Below are 23,589 nucleotides of genomic sequence, written 5' to 3'. Positions count from 1 at the left end.
TCAACGCCTTCCGTGGGATGCTGGGTTAAATGCTTGTCCAGGATATTCATCATTTTGATGTTTTCAGGCTTTTCCGGTACTGGTTTGTAATAGATTTTGCTTCGGTTCACTGTCAGTAGCTCGCATTGCTTACGAACGGATACCTTCGAAGAATGAGGCTGTATCAGAGAGGCGCGGGTTTCTACATCCCAAGTCTCTTGAAACTTTTTTTTAGAAACTCATTCTCGACCTTCAGCTGTCCGATTTGGGCGTAGAGCTCATGGGTATCGACTGATTCGGATTCAGTAGCACCCTTCTTTTCGAATGCGGCAGCCATATTCTCCAGGAACTCGGACTTCCATTTGGAGATCATTACAGGGTTTACATCGAATTTTAAGGCAAGCTCGGCCAGCGTTTGATGGTTCTTGACGGCTTCCAAGGCTACTTTGGCCTTGAAGTCAGCGGAAAACTTACGGCGTGATTGTTTTTTCATCTTGAGATAGTTAAAATTAAGAAATTCTTTTTAACTAACCCGATGGTCCGATTTTAGGGGAGTGATATACAATCATTCCATCCCCTGTATTTTTGCATCGCTAAATCCATAGATTCCATGTCTCCTGTTAAAAAAATCAAAAAGACTTCCAAAACTGCTTCTAAAAAGATTTTGAAAAAGAAAAATACTAAGCCTTCCCCTTCCTTGCGGGTTCCGCATACCCGCAGGCCGGACGATATGACGGATGGAGCATGGCAGACAGCGCTGAGACGCCAAATGGCGGAAAAAGAAAGCTTCACCATAAAGAACCTGGGCAGCCAACCGGTATATAGTGACTACAGTGTTTATAGCCATACCTCAAAGAATACCTATAAAATTGCCTTGCGTAGCCGGGATAACAGCCTGAACTTCTGTTCCTGCCCCGATTTCAAGACCAATCAATTAGGCGCCTGTAAACATATAGAATCAGTTCGGATTCAGCTTGGTCGGCGACGCGGGATAAAACAGCTTCTGGATAAGCCACCCGTACTCTCATATTCTTCCCTCTATGTGTCCTACCTGGGGGAAAGAAAACTAAAGCTGCGGATCGGCGCTGACAACAAAAAGAAATTTGAGAAATGGGCAGGCAATTATTTTGACAAGCATTATACCCTTCTGCCGGGTGCCTGGTTCAGGATTGACCAATTGTTGAAGGAAGCTTATGGTATCGACGCCTCTTTTCGCTGCTATGAAGATGCCTTGCAAATGATCCTGGCAGGTAGGGACCAGGCTTGTCTCCAGACTCTAGTGAAGCGACAGGGCATAGAACTGCTGAAGGGCCTGGTAAATGTAAGCCTGTTCCCTTATCAGCAGGAGGGAATATTATTTGCGACCCGGTGCGGCCGTTCAATACTGGCCGATGATATGGGACTCGGAAAGACCGTGCAGGCCATCGCCTGGGCGACGCTCATGAACCAACAATGGAAGACGCAAAAAGCGGTCATCATTTGCCCTACTTCATTGAAATACCAATGGAAGGCAGAAATACAGAAATTCACCGGCAGCACTGTCACTGTCATAGAAGGGAGCTACCTTATGCGTATGTCCCTGTACGAAAAGGATGAAAGCTATTTCAAGATCGTAAGCTATCATATGGCCGGTAACGACTGGGATCTCATCAATAAAATGCAACCGGATATCGTGATACTGGATGAGGCGCAACGAATAAAGAACTGGAAGGCGAAAATATCCCAAAATATCAAACGCATACGTTCTCCTTATGCCTTGGTGCTCACGGGCACCCCGCTGGAAAACAATATTGAGGAACTATATTCCCTGGTGCAATATATTGACCCTTTCCAGTTGGGTTCCCTGCACCATTTTCTTACGAAACACCAGGTCAAAGATGGTCATAACGGGAAAGTCACCGGGTATAAGGGGCTGAACGAGATCGGTCGCCAATTATCCTGTCTGCTCCTGCGCCGTACCAAAAAGGAAGTACTGAAACAGTTGCCTGCCAGGATGGATAAGAATCTGTTCGTGCCCTTGACGCCGGTCCAGGCTGAAATGCATGAAGAATTCAGGGAAATTGTCGCTAAGCTTGTCCACAAATGGAGACGTTCCGGGTTCCTGAACGAACAGGACAGGCAACGCCTGCTCAATAACCTGAACATGATGCGTATGGTCTGCGACAGCACCTATATTATCGACCAGCAGACCAACCACCAGACCAAACTGGACGAGCTGTTCAATATACTGGATGAACTGCTGGGGATGGAAGATGAAAAAGTGGTGATCTTCAGCCAATGGGAAAGGATGACCAGGTTGATCGCTGAAGGCCTGAAAAAAAGAAAGGTGAAATTCGAATACCTGCACGGAGGCATACCCGGTAAGAACAGGGAGCAACTGTTCACCAATTTCAACAATGATCCGGCTTGCAAGGTTTTCCTCTCCACCGATGCGGGCGGCGTGGGCCTTAACCTGCAGGCGGCCTCCAACATGATCAATATGGACATTCCCTGGAACCCAGCCGTGTTGGAACAAAGGATCGGCCGGATCCACCGCATGGGGCAAAAGAAAGCCATATCCGTTACCAACCTGATAGCACAGGGAACGATCGAGCAGCGTCTCCTGTCAGTGCTGCAATTCAAAACGGCAATAGCGGCTGGGATATTGGATAATGGAGAGGACAGTATTTTCCTGGGTGAGGACCGGTTTTCAAAATTCATGCAATCTGTGGAATCCATTACGCAGGAAATACCGAAGGAAGGCTCCTTATTTGATGTCGAAGAACAAGCGGAAATAGCTAAAGTGGCTGTTGGGAAGGATGAACTGGCCATCCCTGCCATACCGGAAGACGAACCGGTACAGCAAGCGTTAGCTCCTGATACAGAAAGGCACAACGGAACCACCGATGCCGACGGGACGATAGGTCCTTCTCCCGCTTCGCTTGTTCAGAACGGGATCAACTTCTTTACCCAATTGATCAATACGCTTCAAGATCCGCAGGCAGTACAGCAATTAGCAGCAACTATCACGGAGAAAGATGAACGGACCGGCCGGACCTGGCTAAAATTACCGGTAGAAAATAAAAAGACCGTAGAAAAAGTGCTCCATCTCCTGGGAGGACTTTTGAATGGATATGGCAAATAGTAGTCTTGTTATGTTTATTTATGAAAATATAACAAGAGCAGGTTGATTTAATATTTAATTTATTTTAAATCAATTAAATACGTAAAAAAATAGTATAGCTCATTCCTATTAGCAAGATTTCAAGCTGAGTTTTAGTAATAAATTTATTATTATTATTAGTACCTTAGTAGCATGAAATCTTCTAATGGAAATAGCCATGTTTCTTTAGCCAATGGTAAAACAGACGCTTGGACAATATATAGGATAGTTCAATGGCCCGGAAGAATATTTGGGTTTTTCAAAAAAAATAAGACCACATACGATTTTTCCGAAATTGAAACAAGCTCTAGCGGTTCCGTCGAAATTCAAAAATTAGCTCGCGAAGCTGGACAAGCAGCTGCCTCCGAAGCCAAAGCTGTTGGTATTCCAAAAGTTTTTGCAAAAAATGGCCAGATTCTTAAACAATACCCAGATGGTCGGATTGAAGTAGTTGTTATAACTGAGGGCCTTACAGAAATGGAATTTTTCAGGCATATAAAATCAGAAGTTTTACATGCCAGAAAGAAGTAGAAGGCTGCGCATCCTTGCAGGGCCTAATGGCAGCGGCAAAAGTACTATCGTTAGAAAAATAAAGAGTAGTTATTATTGTGGTTATTTTGTCAACGCAGATGAAATTCAGGTAATCCTTGACGAAAAGAAAGTATTAAACTTGAATTCCAATTACGGGTTGGATGTTCACCCGCAAAGTGATATCGGCGACCTTGATCAGGTAATCCAAATAAGTGGTTTAAACAGTTCTGGGTCTTTCTTGCAGCGTGTAGGCAGAACTGGTCGTCGATCCGGTCAATTACAACATTTCCGGGGGCTGTGTTCGGACCCTGACGAAATGATCTTGTTGACTGCCTGCGTCTGCTTAGGAATGGAACACGTGTCAGAAGATATCTTATTTCCAAAAAGAGCTTTTCATATACTTGCCCACTAGGTTATTTGTGTTTGCCTTCAAAAAATGGGCACTACGGCTGATGTCATTTGGAACATTCTTTCAAAAGCATACTGCTTTTCACAGGTGTCCAGAAATCAATTCGACACATTGATCGATCATATGGTCAAAGAAGACTTTTTACGGACTGGTGGCGAGCATGTTTTATTAACTAGCAATAAAACCGAAAGCGAGTTTCTCAGGGCCAACTGGAAAAGGCTTTTTGCCATTTTTGATACCGGCCCCATGTACAATGTGGTAGATGGTAAAAAGGTAATTGGAACACTCGATTCGGGCTTTGCCCGGGCGCGCGAACTGCCCTTTATTTTTGTTCTGGGCGGCCAGGAATGGAGTGCTGTCAATATAGATCATGAATTACAACAGGTATCTGTCAAAAAGAATACAAGCGGTATTGCTCCAAAATGGAAAAGCGTGACTTATTTTGATGTTCCCTTTGAATTGGCCCAGGAAGTAGGTCGGCTGTTGGTGACCGACGGGATCCCTCCCTTCCTGGATCCAATAGCCAATGTCATTCTCCGGATGGAGCGGAATATATATAACGCTTTAAATTGGAAGCAAGGTAAATGGGTTTGGGATGTAGCGGAAGATGGTAATATCATCTATCTCTGGACTTTTTCCGGTGAAAAGATCAACCGGGTAGTAGCCATACTTCTTTCCACGAAATTAGACGCAGAAATTAGTTGTGATTTTAAGCAGGTGAGAATCGATTTTAAAAAGTTGAGTCCAATGTCTGTGGAAGAACTCCAGAAAATGCTTTCCTCTCTTAAAGCCAAGAGCAGGCCAGAACTGGAAGCCCTCGCGCTAGAACAGTTACGTGTTAAGTGGTTTTCTAAATTTTCAAATTGCCTACCTGATTCATTGGCCAGGCAAACAATTTTTGAAAAAGACTATGATTTGGTAGGCATGCCCCGCGAGTTAAGTACCATAACGGTAAATGGGATAAATAATAAACTGTTGGTAGAGGCGCCCTTCTATATCCCTAATTCCTTATAAAGGAAGAAGGGCAATACCGCAATGGACGCTCGTACACGGAGGGGCGATATGTTTCGCAATTCAGAATCCTTTGACCAAATATAAGTAAGAAGGCATAGACGACGTATTATCAAACAAGGCCAAAATTTAAACCATTTTGTGGCAGATTTAAAGGGCGTCGAACTTTTGGACCATATCTAAAAATGTATCCGCTGATAAAATATTTACCTTGGGGAAGGGAATTTTTGCGGCTTCATTAAAGTGAGCATCATTGGTTATCAGATAATCTGCATTGGCGGCAACAAACAGCTACATCGAAGAATTTATTATCATCAGGATCCTGGCTAATCGCATTCCAGGAATAATATATGCGATTGTAAATTATATCTGGAGATTCTACAAATATTTCTAAAACAAATTCTGCTGCTCCGGGAGCTGAATGTTCTCTAAGAATTTCTTCATATTCGTGGAAGACTTCTTCAGAAATTATTAGCTGATATTTACCATCAATAAAAGCATCCCAAATTGGCTTATATTTACTCCTTTTCCCAATTGCTACCAGTAAAACATTGGAATCCATTACAACCTTTATTCCGGATGTTTGGAAGATGATGTACGAAAATGACCTTTATTTAATTTTTCATAAGTTTCTTCAGAAATATCATTTTCTAATTCCCATTTGTTAACGGTTTCGTCCAATTGCTTAGATAATAATTTAACAGCGAGCCTGCGCATTTGTAAAAAATCTTCCTCCGGCAAAGGTTTCTTAAGCAATCTTAGCATCATTACTTGCTGATCATTCAGAGGTGAGGGTATATAATCGTTTGCTTGCATAATATGTAAAATTACTAAAAAATATACGAGTTGATATTTAGTACTATTTTTTGTTTTTTAATGAATTGCGTTGTCAATCTGATAAAAAATGTAACTACCCAGGTCTATTAGGGCAGGAAAAAGCCAATTTTACCTTGATTTTAGGAGATCGACCCTGTAGTGTGTAAATAAGTAGCGTAAATGGGTTGGCAATTAATTAGGAACGAGGTTGGCAATTTTGACCAGGGAGTCATGGACATTTTTGCCTTGTTTATGGAGGGTATCGATAATAGATCTAAACGTAGCATACCGCCTGGCACCAAGTGCTGTTTTGAACTGCCCGGAGACTTTTTGTTTCACCTTTACATTTCGGATAGCGCGTTCACTTCCATTATTATCCGGGGGTACATTTTCATCATGGAGGAAGGTAAATATTTTATCGGAGTGCTTGATCATTCTTTTCCAGAAGGCAAAGATTTTACCTGGAGCGTTGGTTTGTGGGCGTTCCAATAGTTGGTGGAACTGTTGCTCGATTTGTTTTACCTGCCGGTGAGTATAGCGTTGTTTTTTGAGCTTTAGGGCGTGCTGTAAAAGCTGTTTCATCTGTTTAGGCCAGCGGTGACGCGGATGTTCCTGCTGCATGGCATTGAGTTCTCTTAGTAAGTGAGGGACGCACGCCTAATGTCGGGCAGCAGGGGTAGCTAACTGCATAGCCAGGCAGTCCGATACCAGGGTGGTATTGGGTAATCCTGCCGGGTAAAATTGTTGCTGGGCTTCTGTACCCCGGGAGGGGTGATAGCCGATAAAAGTGAGCAGGGAAGATTGATAGGTATGGAACCAATGGCGCTGGCCGTTTACGTTGGCGCCTGTCTCATCACTGCCGACTACTTCAGCTTTGTATATAGCAGCTTGTATATGACCATAGACCCTTTGGGCTTTGGCTTCAAAGCGTTCCAGGATATTGGCAATCGTTCCTTCGCTGATGGTTATGCCGTACAGGTCTGCTATGAGGGTGGACAATCTGCCGTAGGGTAGATACTGACGGGTGGATAGATTGACCACCACTGCTTCCAGCCCACTTCCATAGCTGACCTTGCTTTTAACAGTAGCGGGGAAGGATCCATGATTGTCGTGTCCACAACAGCATGTTTTTTTGTAGGTGATGTGGTTGGTAATAAAGTAGCGGGGCTCCGGGATGTCTACGACCTGGCGGGTCTCTTCGGACGTTGCGCTGAGGGGAGCTAAATCATTGCCGCATTGTTCACAAAAAGCAGCGCTGTGTTGGATAAGGGCATCGGGTGTGGCCTTATTAAACAACAGGGTGGATCCGGCATGCCCGGGCTGTCCTCCTGTCTTTTTCCCGCTTTTTTGCCGAAGACTGGTAGCTGTATTTCTAGGGGGCTTATACAGATCAGTCGAGGGCGGTCGGGAACTATTGGCACTATTTCTGGGCAGTCGGGCTATGCGTAAAGCTTCCTGTAGCTCCGCCATTTCCTTATGGCATTGTTCATTTTTTTGGTGAAGCTTTCTATTGGCGGCGTATGCTTTTAAAACATCTTTGACCAGGAGGTCATTTTTTTGGGTAAGTGAGCCATTTTCTTTCTGTAACCGCCTGTTTTCGCCATGGTAATAGGTAACCTGTGCGGTCTTTCGCTGCTTAGAGAGTTGAAGGGTGGCAACCTGGTAACGAAGCGCCTTATAATCGGCCTGCCATTGAACAAATCCAGCCTGCGTAAAGGAAAGGGGAGCGATCGGAGGTAGTTTTTTTCTCAATAGGTAAATATATGCGTATTATATTAATTGTAATAGATAAACTCCTTTTATTTTTTTATATTTGTCCAACAGCATGAAAAGACTATTTATAAAAAAGCCGGAAGAAATAAAACAACAGATCCTGGAATACCTCCATAGCTCCGAGGAGTTAAAGTTTGCGCACAAACTGCATGGGATATTACTATTGCTGGAAAACGAAACCACCAATTGTTCTGAGGTGTCCAGAATATTCGGGAACACACCGCAGACATTAACAGGATGGGTCCACAAGCTCAATCAGGGAGAGGGTGGAAATATTGAAGCCTTAAGAGGGAAAGTCAAACCGGGCAGAAATACGCGCCTTTCAAAAGATCAAATACAAAATATAAAATACGTGTTGAAGAAAAAGCCAACGCGTTATGGCATTGATTCGCCAACATGGGATGGTAAAACACTGGCGACATACCTGACTAAAAAATATGGGGTTCACCTAAAAATCCGTATGTGCCAGCGATGGTTACAAAAGCTGAAGAAGGCCGAGGACAGTAGTAACTACAACCCTCCTGAGTAGTTACATAGATCTAATTGTTCATGAATCATGAATTGGAAGACTATATAGAGAAACTTGTGAAACAAATAAATAAAATATACCTGATTGCTTTCATTGAGGCTTCGCCCTTAGGAAAATAGGCAAGAAAATTCGGGTTTTTACACTAATTCTTAACAGGTTAGCAACTTGTACTAAACAAATCCATCACCGGTAATTATTTAGACCTTTTGGAGGCAGATAAATACATTAACGGCATGACAGAAAAGAACAGTTGAAAAAATATTTTATCCTTTTTTCATAATCAGCTCCCGACAGCACAAGGGAAGACATTTTCATTTTATCAGCATTAAGGATAGATACGACATTTGACTCCAGTAATTATATACAATATGTATATTCGCTTTTTAATATGAGTCACTTATGGATATAGACAATATAATTGATAATATATACCCACTACCGGAAAAATCAAGAACGGTACTGAAAGAAAGCATCTACGAAATAACCTATCCCAAAGCACATGTTTTGTTTAAAGTGAACAGGATAGATTCAAAAGTGTATTTCATAAAGAAAGGTATAGTGCGGGCATATGCCAATCCGGATGATGAAGATATAACCTTCTGGTTTGGAAAAGAAGGTGACGCTGTCATTTCCATGAAGAACTATGTTGAAAATAAAAAAGGATATGAAACCATAGAATTGCTGGAACCATGTGATCTGTACGAACTAAATACAGAACATCTGCGCAGGCTGTTCAATGAAGATATTCACGTCGCCAATTGGGGACGAAAATTTGCCGAGCAGGAATTGATAAAAGTGGAAGAACGGCTTATTTTCAGGCAATGCAGAACAGCGATGGAACGCTACAAAGAACTGATGGCAACCGATCCCGAATTACTGCTTCGGGTACAACTTGGTCATATCGCTTCTTACCTCGGTATGACGCAGGTTAGTTTGAGCAGGATCAGGGCTGACTTGAAATAGATGGCTTATTTTTTATCATTTGTAAAATTTTTACTTCTTACAAAGTGTGAACTTGCTGCCATAAAATCAAACATCATGAACTGGATTATTTTAATCATCGCTGGGTTATTTGAGGTAGCATTTACATCCAGCCTCGGAAAAGCAAAGGAATCGGTAGGTATGGCCATGTATTTATGGTACGGCGCTTTCTTGTTCTCATTAGTGGCCAGTATGCTTTTATTAATGAAAGCCACACAAACCCTGCCCCTGGGAACCGCGTATGCCGTATGGACAGGTATAGGCGCAGTCGGTACTGCCTTGATGGGGATCTTTATTTTTCACGAACCGGCTAATTTCTGGAGGCTTTTCTTCCTGGCAACATTAATATGTTCCATCGTGGGACTGAAAGCAGCATCACACTAAAGTTTTTTGCATATGAACATTTTCAGTACTTTATCCATTATAAATACTGCATATGGGTCAGTTATGACAACAGCTTTGCCTGTTTTTTCTTTTCGGCGCCCTATTGGATCAAAATATGCATGACCGATCCATTAAGCATGAGGCATAACTTAGAAAAATATTTCCTGGCATCCTTAATGCAAATACCGGAATAATTTACACTTTATCGATGCTGTAACGGAGCGACACTAAGCCTGTTTCGTAAGTTTTGCTTTCCAGTAGGGTTAATTTGGTTCGGCTGTTATGCTTGTGGAACAAAAGCTTGCCACTGCCAAGTAATAACGGATGTACTGACATCCATAATTCATCTACCAAGGCTTCTTTCATTAGGGCATCGGTAAGGGAAGCGCCGCCAAATAACCATATGTCCTTGCCTGGCTGCTCTTTTATCTTTCGGGCTTCGGTAATACTATCGTCCGATATAAGGACAGCGCCTTCTTTCACTGATTTCAGCGTTCTGGAAAATACGTATTCCGTCATTGCTGGCATACCGGGTACCATTTCTCCATTATCGCCATCGGTGTGTTGCTGCGCAATTTCGTAGCTCTTACGGCCAATGAAGATCGCATCTATACGGGAAAAGAATTCGGCCAAACCATAGTCCTGGTCTGTAAAACACCAGTCATATTCGCCGTTGGGTCCTTCAATGTACCCATCCAATGTTACTGCCAACCCTAATATTAGTTTTCTCATATTACTAATGTTTTTATGCCGCAAAATTACATGGATTCAATTGTCTGAAATTGTACAAAACGGACATCAATAAAAAATATGCTGTGCGTGCGCCACCTCACCGGGAGTATGGTCAGAGTAGGCCTTATAGTCGCGGTTAAAATGGGCTTGGTCATAGTAGCCACTTTCCTAAGCCACCTCAGTAAGTGAGAGCAAAGGATATTTTTTCAGATGATGCAAAGATCGTATGAATCTGCAGACACGTAGATACTCTTTAGGTGATAAGCCTACATATTGCTGAAACTTTCTTGAAAGATGGCGTTGGCTGAGGCCGGTATCACCAGTAAGCTTGCTTACCGGCATCAAACCACCTGTGAGTTGCGCCAGCCAGGCCATTCCATATATCGGATAGGGCCGCAGTAGTATCAGTTAATACGTGCATCGGAACCTGAAAGAACATATATGCCATACCAGGATGAAAACAAATAGCCAGGCAACCAGCTCCCTTGCGCATCTGCACGTCCATTGGACGGCTCATGCGAAAAGTAATGATGCTGCGCTTGTACAGCTCGTTGCCAATGATGGCTACAGGTGTGCTGGTGTAGTTCACAAACAGCTCAACACAAGTATCCGGCAGCACACGTATATGACTTGTGTCTGCATCTGCATCGCAGTCCATAGTGCATATCAGCTTAATGTAAGGCTGTAAACATGGAGTGATATTATACAGTTGCAAACGCATGCGCCGAATTTAGGTTATACTAAGCATAGCTGAAAAGTTTTCGGCAATTACTTTTCAACACCTGATAGATGAAGGGGGTGGAAGAATTTATGAAGGAATATAAATTAGCCTGACTGCGTCTTCTTCCACCGGTAGGGCCGCCACAAATTGAAGCCGGGGACTGACAGCAGAAAAATATGATTTTCCGCCCCCTAAAACAAAGGGACGAAAATAAAGATGATATTCGTCGATAAGGTTGAGTGCCGAGAGGCTACTTGCTAGCGTGGGGCCGGCTATATCAATATAGCCATCGAGTTCAGCCTTGAGCCGTTCGACGAATTTTCCTATATCGTCGCTCACAACGCTCGCGTTGGAACCCACAGCTTTAAGAGAACGTGATACAACCCATTTGGGCTTAGCGCGCCAAGCCGCAGCAAAGTCATGCTCAATCTCCCCCCATCCGGGTTGGTCGTCATCCCAATAACGCATTACCTCATACATAAGCCTACCGTAAACCATTCCCGCGGATCCTCGGACATGATCATTGAAATGACGATGCAGGGCCGGACCGGGAGGCGGTAGTTCCGGACCGCCTGGAACACCGGCAATATAACCGTCAAGGGATTGCATCATCCCGAAGATAAGTTTGGCCATAAATTGAATAGTTGTTGATTGAAAATATTACAATGCAAATGTAAACTATAATGGATTCAACTCATTTTCTGTGGATCCTATTTCCTCCCTTTCCAACTACCCCTGGTAAAATCAGGAATATTCTGCATCTGGCCTCCCTCCCGGATCGATTGTTCGCTCAGCGGCGTAATTGCATACCAGGTAGCCAGATCATAACCATCCATCGGAAAGGGGGTCTTTCGTTTGATACATTCCACAAAGGCATTATCCACAAAAAAATCCATGCCTCCGTGACCGGCATTTTTAGCCTGTTCTTCGAACTCTTTCCATAAAGGATGATCGTACTGCTGCAGATATTTCTGCGGATCCTCCCAACTGTGATCGGGACTTTTATCTTCGAAATAGATAAGACCTTCTTTGGGCGAGCCGTCATGATACTCCTGCCAGAGCCCCTGGGTGCCCTGTACCCGAAAACCGAGGTTATACGGCCTGGGAGAGGAGGTGTCATGGGTCAGCACGATGGTTTCCCCGCCCGCTGTTTGGATTTGCGTAGTGACGATATCCCCCAGTTTAAACTCTATTTTTGCATGGGGATGACCGGAACCGCCTTTGGGATGGTTGACGATAAAACGGTGGAGACCTCTTGATTTGGTGGCTACGGAAGATAATCGGGTTAAGCGGTTACCCCGGTTAATATCCAGCATTTGCGCTATGGGCCCTAGCCCGTGGGTCGGATAGAGATCGCCGTTCCGGTCGATGGAATGTTGTGTCCTCCATCGTGGGGTGCTTGGAGCATTGCCCCCGAACTCGACCCCGGGCGTATCGGGATTTATCCCATCGTTGAATTTTCTGGCCCGCATATCATGCTGATAGCCGCCCTGGAGATGTAATAGCTCTCCAAACAACCCTTGTTTGACCATATGATGGATGGCCATGATATCCCGGCGGTAACAAACATTTTCCAGGATCATGATGGGCACTTTTGTTTTCTCCAGGGTGTCGACGAATTCCCAGCAATCAGTTAAACTTATTGCTCCGCCGACCTCCACGCCCACTATTTTGCCGGCATGCATGGCGTCCACGCTATGGGGGAGATGCCATTCCCAGGGAGAAGAAATGATAACGGCATCGATATCCTCTCGCTTTAACAAATTCCGGTAATCATAGTTGCCATCGGTATATTCAACAACTTTGTTTTTGGATGGATAGGCGGCAATGAGTTTCTGCGCCCTTGCCATCATCGTTTTATCCGGATCGGCCATGGCGACTACGACTACATCTTTTCGTTTGAGCATTTCTTCCAGGTGTAATCTTCCCCGGTTGCCGACGCCGATCAGACCGACACGGACTTCTTCTTTTTTTTCGGAGCCCAAACTTTTAATGGACAGCAACGAAAGACCAAGACCAGCCATGGCGGACTCTTTTAAAAAATCCCGGCGGTTAACGGGGTTCCCCATTTGGGTGGTTGACATCTTATCCATAATTATCTCTTTAAATTTATCGCGCATTTACAGCCCACGTACCACCAATTCACAGCCCAAATTTACGGCCCATGTACATTCAATCTTCAGGCCATTTTCAGACCATTCATAGCCCGATCGATCGATCCAGCTTTATACCTTCACATAGATCTTTTTTTTGTCCATCAACCAGGCTACCAGCCAGCAGAATAGCATAAAAAGGATGGCAGCAAGCAGCGATCCGCCATAGTTCCCCGTAAAAGACGCACATAATTCAAAAATCCAGCTGCCGATAGATTTTCCCGGTGATACGGGGATTGTAAAAAGCAACCAGGCCGCCACCTCTGAAAAAATATAAATAAAAAGAGGGTTTTTGCCGAACACTTCAAAGAAGGGAGTCCATTTGGTCTTTCCCCAAAAATCGATCACAAAAATGATGCTGCCCAGGATCATACAGTCCAAAGCGATGGTATATAACGTATAAGAACTGGTCCACAATCTTTTGTTGATAGGAAAGGAAAGATCCCACAAACAGGCCAGTGCATAAAGGGCAAAACCGGTAACCAAAAGTTTGGCAAGACCTTCATAGGATTTTCCTTTTTGCCGGATGAACTGACCGACCCAGAAACCGGCGAGGATATTTACTATGGATGAAAGATTAGCCAGCCACCCCTGTTGTTCGAAAGCGATCCCTTTATCGTGCTGCATATGATGAGGCCCCATGATCCAAAGATCAAATTTTCGTATGGCATTACCGGCAGGAGTCAGTTCTGCGCCGGGATCCCCAAAAAGATAAAGCCCTCCCCAATAAACCAATAAAAGCGCTACAGGGATGGTCCAAACGGTTTTGGGTTTTCCGTAATAGAGCAGGAGGGAGGCCAGGGCATAACTTATGGCGATACGCTGCAGAACACCCATTATGCGGATCTCCGCAAAAGTCTTAAAAACAAAATGGTTGGTATGATCAAGACCGGGGAACCATTGCAGGGCAAAGCCCAACAGGAAAATGAGCAGGGTTCGTTTAAAGATCTTATACAGTACCTGCGATTGTTCCATGGTCTTCCATTTTTCCGTGGCAAAACTCATCGCATTGCCAATAGCAAACAGAAAGGAAGGAAACATCAGGTCCGTCAAGGTAAAGCCATGCCAGTCGGCATGCAACAAAGGGGCAAAAGTCGTACTTCCGTTGCCTGGTGTATTGACGATGATCATAAAACAAACGGTCATACCCCGAAAAACATCCAATGCCGTAAAACGGGAAGAAGGAGACATGTTATTATTTAGTTTAATACATTTGATAGGCTCGGTCGATCTCTTCCATCCTCGATTCGCAATTCGCGAATTGCGAATAAAGCAAAAATCCAATGACACTGCATATCATCCATTTACCACTTCGGACGGACCGCTGGGAACATTATTGATTAACCATGCAGGAACTTGAACGTCTAAAAGATAAAAGATACGGATTTTAAGCCATGGGCGGGAATGGAGCCGGCATCATAAGGTTATGCTATGTCTTCCTTCGTTGAAAGGGTTTCAAGTGATAGAGTTGGATGATATCATCCACTGTTCCATGAAAGGAGACATTTCTGTCGGCGGCGGGTTTATGCGGATACATAAGTCGTATTTAATCAATATGGGGCATATCAACGAATATCAGCAACGAATATCAGCGGGGTGATGGGGGTAGGGTGATCTTGAGTAATGATTTTCCGGCGGAGGTAAGCAGGAGGAAGAAGGATTTATATTTAGCGCGGATGAAGGAGTTTTTTAAGTATTAGTTGACTCGATGATTTGTACGATCTGTTCGTTCTCAATGATCATCATGCCATGACGGTCAGCGCTGATGCCTTTTTCCAGCTTATAGGTATACCTGGGTACCAGCCCATCCAGGATGGTTGGAAGGTAGGCCAATTGCAGGCTATCGCACCTTTCAGCCAGTACTTCTCCCACTTCGGTAATATGGGTGGAAACAATAAAAAAGCAGTTTGTATACGCCGCAAAAGCATGCGTAATAGCCAGCGTGGCATCATAGGCGTCTTTCACATTGGTGCCTTTAAAAAGTTCATCGAATATCACAACCATGTTTTGAGATCTACCGACCTCTTCTGCGACTTTCTTTACCCGCAGTACTTCGGCGTAGAAGTGGCTATATCCAAGATTTAAATTGTCGGGCACATTGATGGAGGAATAGAGTCCGTTCTTTATGGAGAACTCCATCTCCGTTGCCGCTACCGGGAAACCCATATGTGCCAGGTAGACCGCTATTCCGAAAGATTTCATGAAAGTCGATTTGCCTGCCATGTTAGCTCCTGTCAAGAATAGTAGGTTGCCGTCACGATGGAGATTTATCGAATTGCCTACTGCATTTTTTAAGCAAGGATGTCTGAGTCCGAGGGCCCGGAAGACATTTCTGTTCTGAGGCAACGCATAGGCATAGGTAAAGCCATGGGCTGCCGCTGCGCGTCCCACGGTAATATATACATCGAAGTGGTAGATGATCTCCAATACTGTCGTCATTTCTTCCTGAAGAACAGTCCTTAACAGGTGATCAACCTTAATTGTTTTCAACATGGATAATTGTTGCAAACCCCGCTGTTTTGGAAGCCATGCCATGCGTGGATCGTTAAAAATCTTACGCAGGGCATTCTTCTCTTCTTTAAGTGGGTCGTTATTCTCTTCATCGCCGAGTCTGGTCAGAAAATCATACCATGTATTCAATAATTCTATGCAGGCCAGGACGCCTGTTTGTATCGTACTGTAAGTCTCATCCCGTACAATTGCGCCTAGCAACCTCTTCCAGGAAGTATTGATAATGGCTGACAGTATGTTGCTGTCTCCGTCGGTGTCCAGATAATTTTCCATTACGTCAAAAAGCTTGCTGTTTAAAGGGAAAGCCAGCGCCTTCTTCTGAAAATAGCTGAAGACCGCGTTGCGCCTGTTGATGGCATCAGGATCGGATAAGGGACTTCGGAACATCTTTTCCAGCAATCGTTCCCCACCACCCGTATGCACCCCCCTGAAAAGGTTATATACGGAGTCTGGTTTGTATTTGCTTAGCAGGTTCAGATCTTCCAGGGTTTGTTTGTCTGCAATAAAGCTCATGACTCGGCTATTTTTATTCCTTTTTGTAAGATATCCAGAATGCCTTCGTTGTTAATGATGATCATGCCATGCCGGTCGGCTGTAATTCCTGTCTCCAGCGTATAAGTATAGACCGGTTCATTGCCTTTCATGCGGGTAGGCAGGAAGACGAAGTTGATGGTGGGGCACTTTTCTTTTAAGATCGATCCTGCCTCGATGATATGGGTTGATATAACGAACATAGAGTTCGTTTTTTTCGCAAAGGCGGAAGTAATGGCGATTGTCGCTTCATAAGCATCTTTTACGTTCGTTCCGCGAAACAGCTCATCAAAGATAACAAAGAGGTCTTTTGAACGACTAAGCTCCTGGGCTACTTTTTTCACCCGCAGTACTTCTGCATAGAAATGACTGGCGCCCATGCCCAGGTCATCCGACAGGTTGATCGTAGTATAAATGCCGTCCCTGACAGAAAACTCCATTCGGGCAGCGGGTATCGGGAAGCCCATGTGCGCCAGGAATAAGGCAATGCCAAGGGATTTCATAAAGGTAGATTTTCCGGCCATATTGGCGCCGGTAAGAAAGATTATATTGCTGGTCGGTGTGATCCGGAGCGTATTGGCCACCGGGTTTTTCAATTGTGGATGATAGACTCCTTCGAGCAGGACCGTATGCCGAGACTTCGGCAGGGCTACGGGAAATACGAATGCCCGATCGAGAGCGGTCCTTGCCACCGACATATAGACATCCAGGTAATAAATATGTTGCAGCACCTTTTTTATGATGCCACGATGGCGGAATCGCAGGATTTCGTCACAGGCAGCTACTTTGGTATAAGGAAGTTTACTGGGGGGGATGTCCTGCAGGAAGGAACTGAACGCTGGAGAGTCGAGCAGGCGGGTGATCTCCTCCTTTTGCGTGCGGTAGGGGCCTGTATCGGACAGGGACTTTATCAGATCATGCAACCCCGTCATTATCTCCAGCAAGGCCTCCACTCCTTTATATATGGTCTTGTATCCCGTGTCTTCGGCTATCAACCCGGTGATCTTTTTGCCCAGCGTACGCTCGCCCGGGGAAAGCCGGGTCCTTTCATCGGTATTGGCTAAATACAGTTCCGCAGCGTCGAAAAGCTCGGGGCGAAAGGGAAAGATAGCACCGAGAGATGCAAAGTATTGAATGGTGCTGCTGCGTTCATTGATCTTGCCGGCATCCGATAAAGGGTAGCGGAACAATTCTTCGAGGATGGCTGCTCCGCCACGGGTATTGGTGCGGTTAAAGAGGCTGTACACAGAGTCGCGGCCATTTTTTCCGAAAATGTTCAGGTCTTCCAGGGTCTGCTGATCGGTTGTAAAAATCATATTTATTCGGCTGTTGGTGCCGCCAGTTCGGGGTTGAAACGAACTGGCGGCACGATTATAACTGCGAACTGCGGGAGAGCAGGCTATTAGTCCAATAGTTCGGCAAGCTTGGCTTCCAGCGCTTCGCCTCTCAGGTCCCTGGCGAGGATGACACCATCGGGGCCGATGAGGAAATTGGCGGGGATACTCTGGACGCCGTATTGGGCGGCTACCGCGTTCTGCCAGCCCTTCAGATCTGACACCTGTGCCCAGCCAAGGGAATCCTTTTCGATGGCGGTTTTCCATTTCGTACTGTCCTGGTCGAGGGATACGCCGAGGATCATGAAGCCTTTACCCTTATACTTGTTGAAGGACTTGACCACGTTAGGATTTTCGGCGCGGCAGGGACCACACCAGCTGGCCCAGAAGTCGATCAGCAGATACTTGCCTTTGAAGGAAGCCAGGCTGATGTCTTCGCCTTTGTCGTTCTTCTGTGAGAAGGGCATTGCGGCGACGCCTACTTCGGTCTTCAGACGCTTTTCGATGGAAGCGGAGATCTCTTTTCCGGTTGGCGATGCCTGCAGGGATGTATCCAGTGTGGCGAATACGATCTGCAATTTTTTCGTATCGATGCTGCCGGCGATCTTGCCAAGCTCCGTAATACTGATCAGGCTCTTTGGATGAACTTTTATGTATGCTTCCGTCAAAAGATTCATCGAATCGTATAAAGGATATAATTCCGCCTTGGCTCTTTTGTCAGCACCGGGTGCGTCCGTCTGGCCTTGTTTTTCCAGATCCTGCCGAAGCAGGTAGATCTTATCTCCCAGCGAGGACCTGTATTTATTGAAGACCGTATTTTCGTCTTCGGTAGCGGACCCGGAAAAGACGACGTCGTTGGTCGTATCTTTTTTAATGATCGTCATTTTTGTATTCTCCAGGTACTGGTTGTGCGAGAATGTGAAATCCGTGGACATGATCTGGGAAAAACTCGGGCCGTCCACCGAGCCCCTGAAGACGAACGAGCCGTTAAATACGATGGTGGTGTCGATGCGCATCTTGCCTCCGCTCATGTATTGCATCATTATTTTGGGGCTGGTCAGGCCGGCAATGCTGCCGGTAAGTTCAAACGATTTAGCCATGACTGGGGAACCCTTGGCGATCGGGTGCTTTTTTGTCGTGCTTTTAGCTGATATGGTGTTTCTTGCTGTCGAAGCTTTTTTTGCCGGGGTGGTCGCTATGGTTTGTGACTGCGCGTGACAATAAAGTAGTATGCCCGCGAACCCTAAAAATAGTAATTTTTTCATTTTTTATGTTTTTGAGTTGTGTGAATTTATTTTCTTTTTCTTCTGACCAACAGGATGGCGCCGCCAATCAGGATCAGTCCGGGGATGATGCCCATAAAAAGGATCTTCAGGAGACTAACGCCTTCTTTTTCGATGGTCAGCTTATTATCCAGCATATCCGGGCGGCTGGTGTCTACCGGGAACGTTCCGTTGCTGAACCACTTGAACATTTCCACCATCAGCTCAAAATTCCGGGTCCGAATATTACCCCTTCCCATTTCTGCATTGCTCATGAAGTCCGCGTCCCCGAAGACCATGATCCGCTGTTGCCGGCCGCCTACGCTACGCGTCAGTCCAACCCCGATGGGCAGGATCTTCTTTAGATCCCCGGCTACCGGATCATAAGTGACTTTCACACTATCCATATTTGTCTTTAACAGCTTGTTCCAGGTATCCTTAATATTGGTTACGACTACCGGCTGGATATCGAAGGAATCACTTTTTGCAAACTGCAGACCGGCCGATCCCATCATGCTAAGGATGCCGCCCGTATTCCTCCACTCGGGGGAATAGGCCCCGGCGGTATCGGAAAACTTCGCCAATACAAAATTCGGCACGTTATCCTTGCTTTCCTGGACGAGCTGCCCATCCATCAATTGCACGCCTAAGGGTGCGATCAGCGGATTGACGATATTCTGCCGTCCGGGCTCGCCGGCAAACATGACATTGCCACCGGCCGCGATATAGTCCCGGATCTTTGTTTGCGCCTTTTCATTATATAGGATCTTGGGGTCAGCGATCACCAGGCAGGAAAGCCCTTTCGGGATCTCCTGGGTCTGCAGGGAGATCGTATCGACTTCAAATCCCTGGTTGATGAGGGCATACCGGAAGGTCAGCTGATGCGTCACCATTTTATAGCCTTTATCTCCCCCCTTATGAATATCGCGTTCGTCGTCACCCACCACAAAGGCAACGACCGGATGCGGCACGAGAAAGCCTTTCAGCACAGCCGTAATCTCTGCTTCTGCCGGGAATTGCTGCTGATCCTGAAACATCCGGGTGAATCCTCTTTTCCCATCATACTCATATAGCCGCACACAGCGGTTCTCCTCCGGCGACAGATCGATCATCTTTCTGATCTGCTCAGGTCTGATATATCTATCCGTATTGATATCAAAATTTTCTCCCACCTTCTTTGCTATCTCTGCTGTAGTTTTACCCGGGTTCGATTGATATAAATATTCATTATCCGTACTATCGTAATAAAATACATAGTCCATTTTCAGCCTTGGCAGGAACCGGGTATATTGCTCCATCCTGTCCTTGTCCTGGTTAAATTGTTTGGGCATGAAATTATAAAAGAAATTATCAAAAAGGTTGACATAGGTCGTAACCTTTAACGGTTTCGTAAGCTGCTTCAGGACTTTCTGCGTGTTGACCGTCAAAGTGCGGCTTTGTGTGGCCGTCATGTCCAGGTAACCCGTAAACAAAGGTCTGGAAGTAAAATATCCAAGCAGCAGGACAAGGCCGACGAACAAGGCATAGCGGCCTGCTTTTATAAGGTTCGACAAGGATTCCCGTGCGCCTTTCAGCTTCAGGATCGTCAGGCCCGTAAAAAGGACGATGACGAGGATAAAATAAAGAACGCCTTTGCTGCTGATGAGGCCGGAGATCATTTGATCGGAACGGCCCGAGATCGACAGCCAATATGCAGCATCTTTTACAATGGGGACATCCTGCCATATGTTGCCGATGAAATTTAGGGCAGCCAGCACCACCAGGGTACTTATAGCGGCCACCACCTGGTAGGAGGTAAGACTGGACATATAAAGGCCGATCGCCGAATAGGCACAGATCAACAGGTAAATACCGATGATCCCCGAGAACACCAGACCCAAGTCCATGGATGCAATGGAAAAGTGACCTGCCACCACAAAGGGAAGGAGCAACATGACCAGCAGCAAGGAATAGGTCATCATGGCGAGCAGTTTACCTAACACGATCGCGGAGATCTTTACGGGGGAAGACAAGAGCAGCTTTATAGAGCCACTACTCAACTCGCGGCTGATCAAACCCATGGTCAGCAGGGGAATGTAGAGGTATAAGGTATTCTGCACACCGGGTAAAAAGCCCCTTTGTCCGGAGAACACTCTACTGGTGAACTCGGAATTCACCCAGCCCATTTTAAAGTTCAATTGCCATACATGGAGAATGTCGGTAAATGCGAGGCCGGATTGAAAAACGAAAATGATCAATACCAGCCAGGCTACCGGAGAATAAAAAAGTGTACTCAATTCTAAGCGCGCAATTCTGAAAATCGTTTTCATTTCTGTTTAGTTGGCATTTTTTTTAGATAACTGTGCAAAGACCTCATCGAGTGAGCTTTTCTCCAGGCTGATCTCGCGGAGGCCCCATCCTTTTTCCACGCTGAGCGCGATGATACGTTGGGAGATGTCGGGCGTTCTGTCGATGGTGAGCCGGACCTTTACCGGGTTCAGGAATTCAACGCCCGTAATGCCCGGTGTAGCCTGAAGCTCTTCGGCCGACGGAGGCCGGTCCATGACGACCAGCATGCTGTTGGGCTCAACATAGTTGTTAAAGGCATCCATGGTATCAGAGAATACCATTCTACCATCCTCGATCATTTTCACGTCCCGGCAGGTTGCCTGGATCTCCGAAAGGATATGCGAGGAGAAGATCACAGATCTTTCTTCCGCGATCTCCTTGATCAGCGCCCTTACTTCGGTAATTTGATTGGGATCGAGTCCATTGGTAGGCTCGTCCAGGACGACCAATTTGGGTTTGTGAATAATGGCCTGGGCGATGCCAACCCGTTGGCGGTAACCGCCCGAGAGATTGCGCAGCAGTCTTTCGCTGAAATGGGTGATACCGCAGCGATCCTTCGCTTCCGCGAGGGCCGCAGGGATCTCTTTCTTATCCATCAGCCGCATATATGCGCAATGCGTAAGATATTCATCCACGGTCAGGTCAAAATGCAAAGGGGCTGTCTGCGGCAAAAAACCGATGAGTTTCTTGGCCTCTTCGGGCTGCTTCCGCAGGTCGATCCCATTGATAAATACAGAGCCTTCCGTCTGGTTCAGCACCCCGCAAAGAATATTCATGGTGGTGGATTTGCCCGCCCCATTGGATCCCAGCAGGCCCAATACCCCATGCTGGCTGATCTCGAAATTAATGTCCCTGATGGCCCAATTGCGGCTATAGCGGTGGCTCAGGTGTTCGATCTTAACGATAGTTCCATCCATTGACAGTGTGAGTTTAGTATTTTTTTAGAATCGTATTCGTTATCGTTGCCGGTAGGTAACGCCCTTAATATCCCCAAAGCCCGTATAGGTTTCATGCAGCACCAGGCTTCCGCCAACAGGTGGAACGGAGTAAAGCTTCAGGATACCATTCGACCCCGGAGTTCCGGCGGGATCGGTCAGCGTCACGATCAGGTCATTCGTTTGCGATTGGACCGGGTTCCTCAGCACATTCGAGATCTGCAAGGTTCCGTAGTCGGCCATTAGTTTACTCGTTTTGAGACCCAGGTCGAACTCATAGAGCTTGGATCCGGACGAATAAAACACATACCCGTAGTTGCTATTGATCGCGAAATGTGTAGCGGTCGCCAGATCAGGACCCGTCATTAGCTCATAATAGTCCTGCCTCTGTTCATAGTCGTTGAATTGGGCAAGGTGAAATTTGTCCGCGGCAGTGTCTTTTAAAATGGCGAAGACCTCTAGTCCGTTATAAGGGCTCAGATCCATAAAGACCAGGTTCATGCCGGTATTGTTCCAATCGAAGAGCGTGGCGCCGCCTGTTCCGAAGGTCGGCATGGGATTCATGCTGCTGCGGTTGCCAATGATCAGATTCTGGGCAAACCGATGTTTGGCACTGTCATAGAGGTAGAGATAAAATCCCGCCGAGACAAATGGCGATGCATAGAAATTGGACTGTTCTGCCAAAAAGCGGTTGATCGGAAGCCCGAAAGGATAGTAAGTGTTGCCTCTCGCATATACGGTTCCATCATTCCAAAGAACCTGTTCGCCTGAATAGGGACCGTAGACAAAGCGGTCGGGATAATAATCCGCCGGAAGATTGGGATCCGGCATAACGTACCTGATATTATTGGTAGGTTTCCAGCTGAAATTATCCCCATCAACGGTATTGGTGCCATTGCCGGTAGTCGTTATATAGATACCCCCTGTATAGAGTACAGATTTTGCCTTACCGGTCAGTACAAGGCCGGAACCCAGCTTGCCCAGCACATCGAAATAAGTAGTCCCGACACCATTATCATTATACGACACCATGTCCAGCCTTGGCGCCGTGCCGGCATCACTGAGTACCAGCCATCCTTCATAATAGGGCGTTGTGACCTTTAAAGGCGCCGAACCATGAAAGACCACACCGGTTAGGGTATCCGTGACATCGAAATAGAGTAAATAATTTCCCGGCGATAAAGCGATCCTGTAAGTAAGGTCGAGGGTGGAATCAATGGAGACCTTGTAACTTGCATCAAACCCGTCCGCGCCAAGATTGATGTAATACCAGAGATACTTATAGCGGCCCGGATTGGCGCCTTTGTCCTGCGTAAAAGATAAGCTGGGTGTAATATGTAAGGTATCTCCCAAATAGACCGTATAGCTGGCTTGCAGACCGACCTTGACCTCGTTGACTTCCTTTGTGCCTGCAACCACCTGGTATTTTTTGCAGGAGAAACAAAGGAGTATGAAGACACTTGCGATCCCTGTCAATATTTTTGCGTGGATGTTCATAATTTTTACTTTTAGCAGATCAATTAAATA

At 45.9% G+C, this 23,589-nt stretch carries 22 protein-coding genes and 1 pseudogene; 7 read left to right on the top strand and 16 right to left on the bottom strand.

Going from position 1 to position 23,589, the window contains the following annotated elements:
* Positions 1 to 181 precede the first annotated feature (181 nt).
* A complete protein-coding gene (locus ACX0G9_RS04635; protein WP_459063682.1) occupies positions 182 to 472 on the bottom strand; it encodes a transposase in 291 nt (96 codons plus the stop codon).
* Positions 473 to 643: 171 nt separating this feature from the next.
* Between ACX0G9_RS04635 and ACX0G9_RS04630 the strand changes: the two genes are divergently transcribed.
* The 4 genes from ACX0G9_RS04630 to ACX0G9_RS04615 all read left to right on the top strand — a co-directional run bounded on the left by ACX0G9_RS04630 (position 644) and on the right by ACX0G9_RS04615 (position 5,075).
* Positions 644 to 3,103, top strand: a complete 2,460-nt coding sequence (locus tag ACX0G9_RS04630) for a DEAD/DEAH box helicase (protein WP_459063681.1) — start codon at positions 644 to 646, stop codon at positions 3,101 to 3,103.
* A gap of 171 nt (positions 3,104 to 3,274) precedes the next feature.
* Positions 3,275 to 3,652, top strand: a complete 378-nt coding sequence (locus tag ACX0G9_RS04625) for a hypothetical protein (protein WP_459063680.1) — start codon at positions 3,275 to 3,277, stop codon at positions 3,650 to 3,652.
* Positions 3,636 to 4,064 carry a hypothetical protein gene (locus tag ACX0G9_RS04620; RefSeq protein ID WP_459063679.1) on the top strand — a complete coding sequence of 143 codons (429 nt, stop codon included), beginning with the start codon at positions 3,636 to 3,638 and terminating at the stop codon, positions 4,062 to 4,064. The genes ACX0G9_RS04625 and ACX0G9_RS04620 overlap by 17 nt, the downstream gene beginning before the upstream one ends.
* A gap of 24 nt (positions 4,065 to 4,088) precedes the next feature.
* Complete coding sequence (locus ACX0G9_RS04615; RefSeq protein ID WP_459063678.1) at positions 4,089 to 5,075, top strand: hypothetical protein; 987 nt, start codon at positions 4,089 to 4,091, stop codon at positions 5,073 to 5,075.
* A gap of 247 nt (positions 5,076 to 5,322) precedes the next feature.
* On the opposite strand, the gene ACX0G9_RS04610 is transcribed toward ACX0G9_RS04615, so the two are convergent.
* The 3 genes and pseudogenes from ACX0G9_RS04610 to tnpC all read right to left on the bottom strand — a co-directional run bounded on the left by ACX0G9_RS04610 (position 5,323) and on the right by tnpC (position 7,640).
* Positions 5,323 to 5,634, bottom strand: coding sequence for a PIN domain-containing protein (locus tag ACX0G9_RS04610; RefSeq protein WP_459063677.1), 312 nt, complete (start codon positions 5,632 to 5,634; stop codon positions 5,323 to 5,325).
* An 8-nt stretch (positions 5,635 to 5,642) separates the two neighbouring features.
* Complete coding sequence (locus tag ACX0G9_RS04605) at positions 5,643 to 5,888, bottom strand: hypothetical protein (RefSeq protein WP_459063676.1); 246 nt, start codon at positions 5,886 to 5,888, stop codon at positions 5,643 to 5,645.
* A 192-nt stretch (positions 5,889 to 6,080) separates the two neighbouring features.
* A pseudogene (gene tnpC, locus ACX0G9_RS04600) lies at positions 6,081 to 7,640 on the bottom strand (IS66 family transposase).
* 73 nt (positions 7,641 to 7,713) lie between these two features.
* Between tnpC and ACX0G9_RS04595 the strand changes: the two are divergent.
* The 3 genes from ACX0G9_RS04595 (at position 7,714) to ACX0G9_RS04585 (ending at position 9,555) form a co-directional block, all read left to right on the top strand.
* On the top strand, positions 7,714 to 8,190 hold the full coding sequence (locus ACX0G9_RS04595; RefSeq protein WP_459063675.1) for a helix-turn-helix domain-containing protein: 477 nt from the start codon (positions 7,714 to 7,716) through the stop codon (positions 8,188 to 8,190).
* Between the two features lie 399 nt (positions 8,191 to 8,589).
* Complete coding sequence (locus ACX0G9_RS04590) at positions 8,590 to 9,153, top strand: Crp/Fnr family transcriptional regulator (RefSeq protein ID WP_459063674.1); 564 nt, start codon at positions 8,590 to 8,592, stop codon at positions 9,151 to 9,153.
* 75 nt (positions 9,154 to 9,228) lie between these two features.
* Complete coding sequence (locus ACX0G9_RS04585; protein ID WP_459063673.1) at positions 9,229 to 9,555, top strand: DMT family transporter; 327 nt, start codon at positions 9,229 to 9,231, stop codon at positions 9,553 to 9,555.
* 195 nt (positions 9,556 to 9,750) lie between these two features.
* Here ACX0G9_RS04585 and ACX0G9_RS04580 read toward each other — a convergent pair whose 3' ends face one another.
* From ACX0G9_RS04580 to ACX0G9_RS04525, 12 genes are all read right to left on the bottom strand, one after another.
* Positions 9,751 to 10,287, bottom strand: coding sequence for a dihydrofolate reductase family protein (locus ACX0G9_RS04580; protein ID WP_459063672.1), 537 nt, complete (start codon positions 10,285 to 10,287; stop codon positions 9,751 to 9,753).
* Positions 10,288 to 10,455: 168 nt separating this feature from the next.
* A complete protein-coding gene (locus ACX0G9_RS04575; protein WP_459063671.1) occupies positions 10,456 to 10,629 on the bottom strand; it encodes a helix-turn-helix domain-containing protein in 174 nt (57 codons plus the stop codon).
* A complete protein-coding gene (locus tag ACX0G9_RS04570) occupies positions 10,604 to 11,008 on the bottom strand; it encodes a DUF6597 domain-containing transcriptional factor (RefSeq protein ID WP_459063670.1) in 405 nt (134 codons plus the stop codon). Before ACX0G9_RS04570 ends, ACX0G9_RS04575 begins: the two co-directional genes overlap by 26 nt.
* 87 nt (positions 11,009 to 11,095) lie before the next feature.
* Positions 11,096 to 11,641 carry a dihydrofolate reductase family protein gene (locus ACX0G9_RS04565; RefSeq protein ID WP_459063669.1) on the bottom strand — a complete coding sequence of 182 codons (546 nt, stop codon included), beginning with the start codon at positions 11,639 to 11,641 and terminating at the stop codon, positions 11,096 to 11,098.
* Between the two features lie 77 nt (positions 11,642 to 11,718).
* Positions 11,719 to 13,101 carry a Gfo/Idh/MocA family protein gene (locus ACX0G9_RS04560; protein ID WP_459063668.1) on the bottom strand — a complete coding sequence of 461 codons (1,383 nt, stop codon included), beginning with the start codon at positions 13,099 to 13,101 and terminating at the stop codon, positions 11,719 to 11,721.
* 132 nt (positions 13,102 to 13,233) lie between these two features.
* Complete coding sequence (locus ACX0G9_RS04555) at positions 13,234 to 14,352, bottom strand: acyltransferase family protein (protein WP_459063667.1); 1,119 nt, start codon at positions 14,350 to 14,352, stop codon at positions 13,234 to 13,236.
* A gap of 498 nt (positions 14,353 to 14,850) precedes the next feature.
* The gene (locus tag ACX0G9_RS04550; RefSeq protein WP_459063666.1) at positions 14,851 to 16,185 is read right to left on the bottom strand and encodes a MutS-related protein; all 1,335 of its coding nucleotides are present in this window, start codon (positions 16,183 to 16,185) and stop codon (positions 14,851 to 14,853) included.
* On the bottom strand, positions 16,182 to 17,519 hold the full coding sequence (locus ACX0G9_RS04545; protein WP_459063665.1) for a MutS-related protein: 1,338 nt from the start codon (positions 17,517 to 17,519) through the stop codon (positions 16,182 to 16,184). The genes ACX0G9_RS04550 and ACX0G9_RS04545 overlap by 4 nt, the downstream gene beginning before the upstream one ends.
* An 86-nt stretch (positions 17,520 to 17,605) precedes the next feature.
* Positions 17,606 to 18,802 (bottom strand): redoxin domain-containing protein, encoded by a 1,197-nt coding sequence (locus ACX0G9_RS04540; protein ID WP_459063664.1) that lies wholly within the window; start codon positions 18,800 to 18,802, stop codon positions 17,606 to 17,608.
* A 26-nt stretch (positions 18,803 to 18,828) separates the two neighbouring features.
* Positions 18,829 to 21,108 carry a Gldg family protein gene (locus ACX0G9_RS04535; protein ID WP_459063663.1) on the bottom strand — a complete coding sequence of 760 codons (2,280 nt, stop codon included), beginning with the start codon at positions 21,106 to 21,108 and terminating at the stop codon, positions 18,829 to 18,831.
* Between the two features lie 6 nt (positions 21,109 to 21,114).
* Positions 21,115 to 22,044 carry an ABC transporter ATP-binding protein gene (locus ACX0G9_RS04530; protein ID WP_459063662.1) on the bottom strand — a complete coding sequence of 310 codons (930 nt, stop codon included), beginning with the start codon at positions 22,042 to 22,044 and terminating at the stop codon, positions 21,115 to 21,117.
* Between the two features lie 39 nt (positions 22,045 to 22,083).
* A complete protein-coding gene (locus tag ACX0G9_RS04525; RefSeq protein ID WP_459063661.1) occupies positions 22,084 to 23,559 on the bottom strand; it encodes a PKD-like family lipoprotein in 1,476 nt (491 codons plus the stop codon).
* Positions 23,560 to 23,589: the final 30 nt, after the last annotated feature.

Source organism: Flavitalea flava, assembly GCF_054461575.1.
This window is presented reverse-complemented; position numbering and strand designations above follow the sequence as displayed.

Bases quoted from the DNA above. Each gene is read 5' to 3' on its own strand.
- ACX0G9_RS04580 (WP_459063672.1), bottom strand. From the start codon at position 10,287: ATGAGAAAACTAATATTAGGGTTGGCAGTAACATTGGATGGGTACATT.
- ACX0G9_RS04605 (WP_459063676.1), bottom strand. From the start codon at position 5,888: ATGCAAGCAAACGATTATATACCCTCACCTCTGAATGATCAGCAAGTA.
- ACX0G9_RS04540 (WP_459063664.1), bottom strand. From the start codon at position 18,802: ATGAAAAAATTACTATTTTTAGGGTTCGCGGGCATACTACTTTATTGT.
- ACX0G9_RS04620 (WP_459063679.1), top strand. From the start codon at position 3,636: ATGCCAGAAAGAAGTAGAAGGCTGCGCATCCTTGCAGGGCCTAATGGC.
- ACX0G9_RS04635 (WP_459063682.1), bottom strand. From the start codon at position 472: ATGAAAAAACAATCACGCCGTAAGTTTTCCGCTGACTTCAAGGCCAAA.
- ACX0G9_RS04590 (WP_459063674.1), top strand. From the start codon at position 8,590: ATGGATATAGACAATATAATTGATAATATATACCCACTACCGGAAAAA.
- ACX0G9_RS04545 (WP_459063665.1), bottom strand. From the start codon at position 17,519: ATGATTTTTACAACCGATCAGCAGACCCTGGAAGACCTGAACATTTTC.
- ACX0G9_RS04560 (WP_459063668.1), bottom strand. From the start codon at position 13,101: ATGGATAAGATGTCAACCACCCAAATGGGGAACCCCGTTAACCGCCGG.
- ACX0G9_RS04570 (WP_459063670.1), bottom strand. From the start codon at position 11,008: ATGCGTTTGCAACTGTATAATATCACTCCATGTTTACAGCCTTACATT.
- ACX0G9_RS04535 (WP_459063663.1), bottom strand. From the start codon at position 21,108: ATGAAAACGATTTTCAGAATTGCGCGCTTAGAATTGAGTACACTTTTT.
- ACX0G9_RS04585 (WP_459063673.1), top strand. From the start codon at position 9,229: ATGAACTGGATTATTTTAATCATCGCTGGGTTATTTGAGGTAGCATTT.
- ACX0G9_RS04565 (WP_459063669.1), bottom strand. From the start codon at position 11,641: ATGGCCAAACTTATCTTCGGGATGATGCAATCCCTTGACGGTTATATT.
- ACX0G9_RS04555 (WP_459063667.1), bottom strand. From the start codon at position 14,352: ATGTCTCCTTCTTCCCGTTTTACGGCATTGGATGTTTTTCGGGGTATG.
- ACX0G9_RS04615 (WP_459063678.1), top strand. From the start codon at position 4,089: ATGGGCACTACGGCTGATGTCATTTGGAACATTCTTTCAAAAGCATAC.
- ACX0G9_RS04610 (WP_459063677.1), bottom strand. From the start codon at position 5,634: ATGGATTCCAATGTTTTACTGGTAGCAATTGGGAAAAGGAGTAAATAT.
- ACX0G9_RS04525 (WP_459063661.1), bottom strand. From the start codon at position 23,559: ATGAACATCCACGCAAAAATATTGACAGGGATCGCAAGTGTCTTCATA.
- ACX0G9_RS04530 (WP_459063662.1), bottom strand. From the start codon at position 22,044: ATGGATGGAACTATCGTTAAGATCGAACACCTGAGCCACCGCTATAGC.
- ACX0G9_RS04595 (WP_459063675.1), top strand. From the start codon at position 7,714: ATGAAAAGACTATTTATAAAAAAGCCGGAAGAAATAAAACAACAGATC.
- ACX0G9_RS04550 (WP_459063666.1), bottom strand. From the start codon at position 16,185: ATGAGCTTTATTGCAGACAAACAAACCCTGGAAGATCTGAACCTGCTA.
- ACX0G9_RS04575 (WP_459063671.1), bottom strand. From the start codon at position 10,629: ATGCCGGTAAGCAAGCTTACTGGTGATACCGGCCTCAGCCAACGCCAT.
- ACX0G9_RS04625 (WP_459063680.1), top strand. From the start codon at position 3,275: ATGAAATCTTCTAATGGAAATAGCCATGTTTCTTTAGCCAATGGTAAA.